This window comes from Paraperlucidibaca sp., assembly GCF_982810325.1.
Window position 1 is genome coordinate 1 of record NZ_CEYEMI010000047.1, and the last position, 8,242, is coordinate 8,242.

The window sequence follows — 8,242 nt, forward strand, 5'->3', positions numbered from 1 at the left end:
TGACCTTGTTCATGCGCGTAACCTTTTTTATTTTAGGCGCGTACAGTGCCACAGCACGAAAATGCTGTCATTAGCGTTGACAGGCATCACTCCAGTCTAGCGTGGCGTTATACACGGCGGTTTTGACACCGAGTAAGCCTAAAAAGCTATGAAAAATGGTGTCGTGTGACTGAGGTTTTTGCGCTTGATTAGTCAGGCAGGAAGAGCTTGGGCCCTGCTGCTGAAAGTCTGGCGATAGCCACGCCATCATGGGCACATGAGTTTGTTGACTAGGCGCAAAGAAATAAGGTGCACCATGCAGATATAGTCCGTGCTCACCAGTCGATTCACCATGATCAGAGGCATACACCATCACGGTCTGATAACGATCATCTTGGCCTTTTAGCGTGTCAATAATGCGCCCCAAAATATGATCGGTATAGGCAATGGTATTGTCATAGGTATTGATGACTTGTTGCTGCGTGCAGCTTTGCAAAGCATTGCTATCGCAAGTTGGGGTGAAGCGTTTAAACGCGTCCGGATAGCGGCGGTAATACGCAGGGCCGTGGCTGCCTTCTTGATGCAAGACTACGACACGATCGTTGACTGTTGCGCGTGAAATATAATCAGCAAATGTGTCGGCGAGCAGATCATCGTGGCACTCACCGTCGTTACACCAGCGAGCCTTATCGGCCGCTAATAGCGGCACATTATTGACGCGATCGCAGGCGCCTTTGCAGCCTGAGTTATTGTCTATCCAGGTCACGGCGTAGCCGGCACGTTGCAAAATATCAAGTAAACCTTCGCGATGGCTAGCAAGTTGTGGGTCGTAATTTGCCCGTGTCATGCCAGAAAATAAACAGGGCACCGATACTGCAGTGGCAGTGCCGCAGGAGCTTACTTGCGGAAAGTTAATGACATTACGTTTACGCAGTTCAGGTGTGGTGTCGCGGCTATAGCCATTGAGGCCGAAACTTTCAGCGCGTGCCGTCTCACCGAGCACAAAGACAAATAGTGTGGGCTTTTTCGCTGCTGAATGGGCTCTGACGGCATCCTCGCCGTAGCTTTGTAATGGCATGTCAGGCGCCGCGGCAACTTTGCTGAAATAGCGTTTGAGCCCAGCTAAATAGTTGTGCGGCACGATGAGGTAGCGCAGTTCGCGGTGCTCACGAAAGGTCGAGGCGTAGTCGGCGTAATGCCATCCCGCTAGAGCCAACATTGAGACTAGGCCTAGCACTACGGCGATGAGCTTGTTGCGTAGAGTCTGCTTCCAACTAAGCGCTGCTGCTGGCGTTGACCAGAGCCAGAGTAGCGGTAGTCCGGCAATCAGCAGCATAAAAGCTAGAAGTCGCAGGGTGAGTAAATCGAGGACCTCGTTGACGTCAGTTTCCATCATGTTTTGGATTTGGCCAGCATCAATGACAACGCCATAATCCATCATGAAATAGGCGGTGAGCGCGCTAGCTAAAAGCAAAAATGACTGTACTGGGCGGGCAAATGGCCCCCAAGTAATTAGCTGCAAAAAGGTGGCGAAATAGGCGGTGAGTAATGCGCCTGTAGCAGCGAAAAACACTCCTGCGCGCCAACCATCATAAGGTGTAAGTTCCGATAGCGCGTGAAAAAAGGCGGCGTTACAGCTAAGCACTAACCAGGCAGCAATGACTACATTGCGTTGACTTAAGTTGAGGTTTTTTAGGCGATAAATAGCGCTCATCGAGCTGTCTCCGCTTGTAGGCGTTGGCTGATGTGTAAGAAAACAGTGCCAACATAAAAACGATATTGATAGGCATGAAAACTTAGGCTGGTGGTTAGGCCGCAGATCACTGCCGTCCACATAACATGCGTGACTAGGTGCGCGCCTCTGGCGACTTGAATGCCGCCACAAAACAGCGCAAACGGAACAATGATTAAGAGCGCATTACGCAAGTGCTGTGGCCGCCAAAGGGCGCAGGCATAAATCAGCGGAATCCACATAAAGCCAACGGCGGCGTGCCCGCTAGGCAGGCAGCGGCCCGGTCCTGGTACTGCAGGTAGCGTTTCAAATGCGCGAAAGTAATCTGCGCTACCGCCAAATTCAGTCAATGACCATGGGCAGCTATGCATGGAGTGACGCTTGAACCAGCCATTGATAGTGACGGTCAAAAGCGCGGTAACCACGATAAATAGCCAACCGAGAAATGCTTCCGTGCGCCGTGAGCGCCACGTGATGAAGCAGCAGAGTAGCCAAAGCCCAGTAGAAATCTTGCGAGTGCCATCATGAAAGACACGGGTAAACAGAAGGCTATCTTTTAATGGAAAGCTGCTGGTGCCGGCGTCGTAGAACCAGCTCGATACGGCTAGGTCGATATTGCTATAGCGGGAGATAGCAATCGTGAACAAAGCTAGTGCTATCCAGCCTAGGATGTCGATAGGCTTGTAAATGTGAGCGGGCATGGCGCGTAGTCGTGACAAGTGATTAGGCCTGAACTATGCCGATGGCGTCCTACCTAGAACCTTGCCGCAACATGAACATTTGCTCATCTTGCGCTAAGAGGTAAAAGCCGTGCGACTATAGCGCTAGCAGTTTGGCTTGTGAGAGATGGCATGCGCCTATTAGTAGTAGAGGATGATCTGGAGATTGCCGGCTTTTTGCGCAAGGCCTTGGCAGAGGCCGGCCATGTGGTGGATCACGCCGACAATGGCCGTGATGGCTTGTTTCTAGCAACGGGTGAGCCCTATGACGCCATTGTGCTCGATCGCATGCTGCCGCAAATGGATGGTTTGTCGATGCTAGCGGCACTGCGCGCCAGTGGTGCCACTGTGCCAGTGTTGATTTTAAGTGCCTTAAATCATGTCGATGAGCGTATTAAAGGCCTGCGCGCTGGCGGTGATGATTATTTGGTGAAGCCTTTCGTGCTCAGTGAGTTGCTTGCTCGCCTTGAGGTCATCACGCGCCGCCAGTCGAACACGACAACACAGAGTAATGATTTACGCGTTGCCGACCTTGTGCTCGATAGGTTGACCCGACAGGTGCATCGCGGCGATAAGCTGCTGAGTTTAAAGCCGCAGGAATATCGCGTGCTTGAGTATCTCATGCGCCATGCTGGGCAAGTAGTGACGCGCTCGATGCTGTTAGAAGGTGTTTGGGATTATCACTTTGACCCGCAAACCAATGTCATTGATGTGCATATGTCGCGGCTGCGCGCCAAAGTCGATTTTCCGCCTAAGCCGGCTTTGATTCACACACTACGCGGCGCGGGGTACTGCCTTCGTGAGGACTAAAAAATGGCGCTGGTCGACCGCCACCAAGCTCACATTATTTAACGCTGGCGTGCTGGTGTTTTGTTTCCTCTTGCTCTTGGCATTTACGCAATGGATGAGTGCTCGATTTATGCAGGAGCATATCGAAGAAAGCGTTAAGTCAGAGCTCTCGTTGTTGGTCAGCGAGTACGACATCGATGGTCGCGAAGGCATGTTGAGTTTGATTCGTGATCGTGTTGCCGACAATTCACCAGAGCATGAGCGCTATTACCGATTTGAGGACATGAAAACTGGATTGGTCATCTCAAACTTGAGCGCTTGGCCTGACTCAGTTGTGGAGCCAGGTGAAACTTACTATTTAACCAGTCCTGAACATGCCGGCAAAACCCGCCTCATGGCACGCTGGCAAAGCCTCCCGCAGGGCGAACGTTTATTAGTCGGCTTCGATGAATACGAGCTACATAGCATGCAGCGCAAGTTGCGCCAGAGCGCTACGGTGAGCTTGGTTATTGTGCTGCTGCTGGCGTGGTTGGCTGGCCGCTTTATCACCCGCACGGCTTTGCGCCCAATCGAGACTATTCGTCATTCTGCCGGACAAATCATGGATGGTGATTTACGTCATCGCATTCCGCATCATAATAGTGGTGACGAGTTCGATCAGCTCGCTATCACGCTTAATCGTATGCTCGACCGCATCTCGCAACTAATAGCCGGCATCGAAGGCACGACCGATAATATCGCGCATGATTTGCGCTCGCCCTTAACGCGGCATCGTGCCCGTTTAGAAGCAGCGTTGCAGGAGCGCCCGACTGAGGCGGATTGGCCGCAGTGGGTAGAAAAAAACCTCGGCGATATTGATCAGGTGCTGAGTACTTTTCAGGCCTTGTTAAAGATCGCTCGCATAGACTCAGGTGTTTTGCGTAAAGAGTTTGTGACGGTCGATTTGGCCAAGCTTTGCCATGATGCGGTGGATTATGTCGAGCCTTTAGCGGAGGCGCGAGATATTCGCTTGGGCGTGTCTATTCCCGAGCAAGCGAGTTTGCAGGGCCATCGCGACTTACTTTTCCAGCTGCTTATTAACGTGCTCGATAATGCGCTCAAATATGCCCCATCGGACAGTCGTGTTTTGTTGTTGTGCGAACAGCACGACGACAAATGGCTGCTGCGCGTGGCCGATCAAGGGCCGGGCATTCCTGAGTCTGAGCGCCAACGTGTGTTTGAGCGGCTGTATCGTCTCGATAGCACGCGCATGATGCCGGGCTTAGGGCTGGGCTTGAGCTTAGTTCATGCCGCAGTGAGCCTGCATCATGGGGAGATTGCACTGTTAGATGCCGATCCAGGGCTGCAGGTCGATGTGCTTTTGCCTAAGCGTTGACAAATTCTGAATATCATTCAGAATCCGACGACTATTCAAATGGCCGAAATTTGGTCATGGTTGCGGGCGATAAATGGGCACCAAAGAACGGCGCGAACGACAATTATATGAGCGCGAGCAGCGGCTATTAACCGTCGCCCGCGAGCTCATCGTGCGTGATGGATTGTTAAACCTGCAGATGAGCAAGCTGGCCAAAGCCAGTGAGCACGCTATGGGCACTATTTATCAGCACTTCGCTAGCAAAGAAGATCTCTATCTCGCCTTAGTCACCGAGTCTGTCGCTGAGTACGCCACGTTATTTCAGCGCGTGGCGGCTTGGCAGGCGAATTCTCGTGATCGCATGTTTGCCATTGCTGTTGCCGATAGCGTCTTTGTGCGCCGCAACCCTGAGCATTTTCGCCTTGCCCAATATGCACTTTGCGAAGTCGTGTGGGGTGCCGCTAGTCTTGCCCGTCGTGAGGCGCATCATGCCGCCAGCCAGCCAATAAGCGAGGCTGTCATGTGCATAGTGCAGGATGGCTTAAGGCAGGGAGAGCTGCTGGCTAACGGCATGAGCCCAGAAGAAATTTCCACTAGGTTTTGGGCAATGAGTCAGGGCATCCACACACTTGCTCATGCAGAAGGATTGCTTGAGCAATACGCTGTGCATCGCCCTTACGGTTTGCTGGCTCGACATATTCAATTTTTACTGAATGGCATGGGTTGGCAACCGCTCAGCCCTCTTACAGGCGACGCGCTCAACGCGCTTATTACGCGTATCCGCGCGGAGGTTTTGCATGACTGGTGTGATGATGTGGCGAAATAGCATGCGCCTTAGCGCATTAGCGTTGGCAATGGGTCTGGCGGCGCCAGCGCAGGCCTTGACCATGAGCGAGGCATTAACGGCAGCGTTTAATACTGACCCAGTGGCAGCAGCAGCCTTGGCCGAGCGCGATGCTGGCATTGAGGTGGGTGTGCAGGAGCGAGCTACGCGACTGCCGCAGGTTAATGCCATTGGCCGCATGACCACGACCGATTCACGTGTTGGCACGACGCCATTTAAAGACCCCGTTACCGGCGCAGTCGGTTATAAGGAGCGCTACAACGGATGGGATGCCTCTGTGCAGCTACGCCAACCCTTATTCCGCTATGACTTTCTCGCGCGTGGCCGCCGTGCCGATGCTCAAGATCAGCTCGCTGAAATGAGTTTTGTTGCGCGCTCACAAGCACTGATGGCGCGCGTCGCCGAACGCTATTTAGGCGTGTTGCAAGCGCAAAACGAAATGACTTTGGCTGAAGCCGAAGCTGAAGCGGTCGCCAAGTCATTGGGTGACACGCAAAAACGCTACGATGTGCAACTAATTGCCGGCACCGACTTGAAAGAGGCACGAGCGCGCAATGATTTAGCGCAGGCCCAGCTTTTAGCGGCCAAGCAAAATGTTGCTGCCGCGCGCGATGCCCTCGATGAAAGCACCGGTCGTGGCTATGAGCCCCTGGCTATATTGAGTGAAAGCACTGCGCTGCCGGCATTAACGGAAAGCTCAGCAGAGAGTTGGCTAAAACTCGCTCGCATTCATAGCCCATCATTATTGCAAGCCCAAGCGCAGCTTGAAGTTGCTCAGGCCAATGTTAGTTCGCAGCGCAGCAGCGCTTTGCCTTCGCTGGATTTTGTTGCCTCACATGGCCGCCAAGACGACTCCGATTCGCGCGTCGGTATTGCCGGTGAAAACACGGCTTATGGCATCGAGCTCACCGTGCCCATTTTTGCTAGCGGCGCCAATGTCAGCCGTATTCGTCAAGCTCAAGCCAGCTTGCGTAGCGCCACTGCCGAGCGCGACCGTGTTAGTCGTGAGCTTTCCCGAGAAACACAGCGTTTAGTGTGCGTGATGTGCAAACGGCGCAGGCCCAGGCCAATGCCTATGCCCGTGCGGCTGAGTCAGCCGCCGCAGCTGAGCAAGCCACACGCTATGGCTATGAGGCCGGTAAACGAACCATTGTCGATGTGCTAAATGCGCAATCGAGCACAGTGCAAGCACGACGCACACTTGATCAAAGTCGCTACGACGTATTGCTGAAAACCTTACAACTGAAGCAGCAAGTTGGCATTCTCACGCCACAAGATATTGCTGCTATAGACACTCTTTTAAGCCCTGCAAACTAAGACGAGAAAACAATGAATAAGCGCATGATGTGGATGCTGGTAATCACTGCGGTCGTCTTTGGCGGCCTCTTCGGGATGAAGTGGTTCGGCAATAAAATGATGAATCAATATTTCGACAATATGACTATGCCGCCTGCTGCGGTGTCGTCAGCAAAAGCGCAAAGCTTGAACTGGCGTAGCACTATTTCAGGTGTCGGCACGGTAGTTGCCAGCCAGGGCACACGCATCAGTAGCGAATCAGGCGGCTTGGTGGCCAAAGTGCATTTTGAGTCTGGTGCGCAAGTTAAGCGCGGCGATTTGCTGGTGACACTATCTGCTGGTAGTGAGCAGGCCGACTTGGCTCGCCTGCAATCACAAGCGACGCTTGCTAAGTCCGAGCTATCGCGCCTGCAGCGTCTGTACAAGCTAGAGGCTATCTCGAAATCTGAGCTTGATCGTGCCGAAACTGACTTCCGTGCTACGCAATCTGCTGCCGATGGCCAGCGCGCCAAACTTGCTCAAAAGCAGATTCGCGCGCCATTTTCAGGCCAGTTAGGTATTCGCCAAGTCGATGTTGGCCAGTATTTGCAGGCGGGTGAAACTATGGTCACCTTGCAGCAGCTTGATCCTGTCTATGTCGACTTCACATTGCCAGAGAAGGATGTTTTGCTGGTTGATGTTGGGCAGTCCGTAAAGGTCACCCTAGATGGTCAAAATGATCGTGTATTTGAAGGCGTAGTGAGCGCGATAGAGCCGCAAGTTGATGTGCAAACGCGCAACTTTAAAGTGCGAGCCAATGTGGCCAATGCGGATCGCTCACTGCGTCCTGGCCAATTTGCTCGTGCCGAAATTGCGCTGCCAGCTGTGCGTAAAGTGGTAGCGGTACCATTGACATCGGTGAGCTATAACCCTTACGGAAACTCGGTCTATGTGATTGTAAAAGCACCGAAAAAAGCCGGAGCTGAAGGCGAAGAAGCCACTGCTGAGCAATCAGAAGATGAGCTGGTGGTGCGTCGCCGATTTATTAAAACCGGTGAGGCTCGCGGCGATATGGTGGAAGTAACGGAAGGCGTGAATGCCGGTGATGAGGTCGCTACTAGCGGCCTGTTGAAGCTGCAAAATGATGCCAAGGTGATCATCAATAACACCGTGATGCCGCCGAGTTCAACCAATCCGACGCCAGCTGAAAGCTAAGCCGAGACCGACATGAAATTTACCGATATTTTCATTAAGCGACCGGTGCTGGCGATTGTTGTCAGCCTGATCATTCTATTGCTCGGGCTGCGCTCGGCCACTGACTTAAACGTGCGCCAATACCCCGAGCTACAAAACGCCGTCATCAATGTGGTGACGACCTATGTTGGTGCTGATGCCGATTTGGTGCAGGGTTTTATCACCACGCCGTTGGAGCGCGAAATTGCCTCGGCGCAAGGCATCGACTATATCAAGTCGACTAGCCTGTCGGGTGTTAGCTCGATTCAGGCCTATTTGCGTCTAGATTACGACCCCAATGTGGCGCTCACGCAGAT

8 protein-coding genes and 1 pseudogene are annotated in these 8,242 nt (G+C 52.9%); 7 read left to right on the top strand and 2 right to left on the bottom strand.

Annotation, left to right across the window (positions count from 1 at the left end; translation table 11 throughout):
• Positions 1–70: 70 nt before the first annotated feature.
• Entirely contained in the window at positions 71–1,693 is a 1,623-nt protein-coding gene (locus AC3DKE_RS10655) for a phosphoethanolamine transferase (RefSeq protein WP_487990661.1), read from the bottom strand.
• Entirely contained in the window at positions 1,690–2,412 is a 723-nt protein-coding gene (locus AC3DKE_RS10660) for a phosphatase PAP2 family protein (RefSeq protein WP_487990662.1), read from the bottom strand. The genes AC3DKE_RS10655 and AC3DKE_RS10660 overlap by 4 nt, the downstream gene beginning before the upstream one ends.
• Positions 2,413–2,562: 150 nt before the next feature.
• On the opposite strand from AC3DKE_RS10660, the gene AC3DKE_RS10665 reads away from it, so the two are divergent.
• The 7 genes and pseudogenes from AC3DKE_RS10665 to AC3DKE_RS10695 form a co-directional block, all read left to right on the top strand.
• Positions 2,563–3,240, top strand: a complete 678-nt coding sequence (locus AC3DKE_RS10665; RefSeq protein ID WP_487990663.1) for a response regulator transcription factor — start codon at positions 2,563–2,565, stop codon at positions 3,238–3,240.
• Positions 3,230–4,594 carry a sensor histidine kinase gene (locus AC3DKE_RS10670; RefSeq protein ID WP_487990664.1) on the top strand — a complete coding sequence of 455 codons (1,365 nt, stop codon included), beginning with the start codon at positions 3,230–3,232 and terminating at the stop codon, positions 4,592–4,594. Before AC3DKE_RS10665 ends, AC3DKE_RS10670 begins: the two co-directional genes overlap by 11 nt.
• A gap of 73 nt (positions 4,595–4,667) precedes the next feature.
• Positions 4,668–5,399, top strand: coding sequence for a TetR/AcrR family transcriptional regulator (locus AC3DKE_RS10675; protein WP_487990665.1), 732 nt, complete (start codon positions 4,668–4,670; stop codon positions 5,397–5,399).
• Positions 5,400–5,460: 61 nt separating this feature from the next.
• Positions 5,461–6,435: pseudogene (locus AC3DKE_RS10680) on the top strand (TolC family protein); the annotation flags it as partial.
• 26 nt (positions 6,436–6,461) lie between these two features.
• Positions 6,462–6,734, top strand: a complete 273-nt coding sequence (locus AC3DKE_RS10685) for a TolC family protein (protein ID WP_487990666.1) — start codon at positions 6,462–6,464, stop codon at positions 6,732–6,734.
• A 12-nt stretch (positions 6,735–6,746) separates the two neighbouring features.
• On the top strand, positions 6,747–7,907 hold the full coding sequence (locus tag AC3DKE_RS10690; protein WP_487990667.1) for an efflux RND transporter periplasmic adaptor subunit: 1,161 nt from the start codon (positions 6,747–6,749) through the stop codon (positions 7,905–7,907).
• Between the two features lie 12 nt (positions 7,908–7,919).
• Positions 7,920–8,242 (top strand): efflux RND transporter permease subunit (locus AC3DKE_RS10695; protein ID WP_487990668.1); only part of this gene is annotated, 323 nt, incomplete at its 3' end.

What these genes read in the sequence shown, in the direction of transcription:
- AC3DKE_RS10675 (WP_487990665.1), top strand. Translation starts at nt 4,668, where the DNA reads ATGGGCACCAAAGAACGGCGCGAACGACAATTATATGAGCGCGAGCAG.
- AC3DKE_RS10665 (WP_487990663.1), top strand. Translation starts at nt 2,563, where the DNA reads ATGCGCCTATTAGTAGTAGAGGATGATCTGGAGATTGCCGGCTTTTTG.
- AC3DKE_RS10655 (WP_487990661.1), bottom strand. Translation starts at nt 1,693, where the DNA reads ATGAGCGCTATTTATCGCCTAAAAAACCTCAACTTAAGTCAACGCAAT.
- AC3DKE_RS10660 (WP_487990662.1), bottom strand. Translation starts at nt 2,412, where the DNA reads ATGCCCGCTCACATTTACAAGCCTATCGACATCCTAGGCTGGATAGCA.
- AC3DKE_RS10690 (WP_487990667.1), top strand. Translation starts at nt 6,747, where the DNA reads ATGAATAAGCGCATGATGTGGATGCTGGTAATCACTGCGGTCGTCTTT.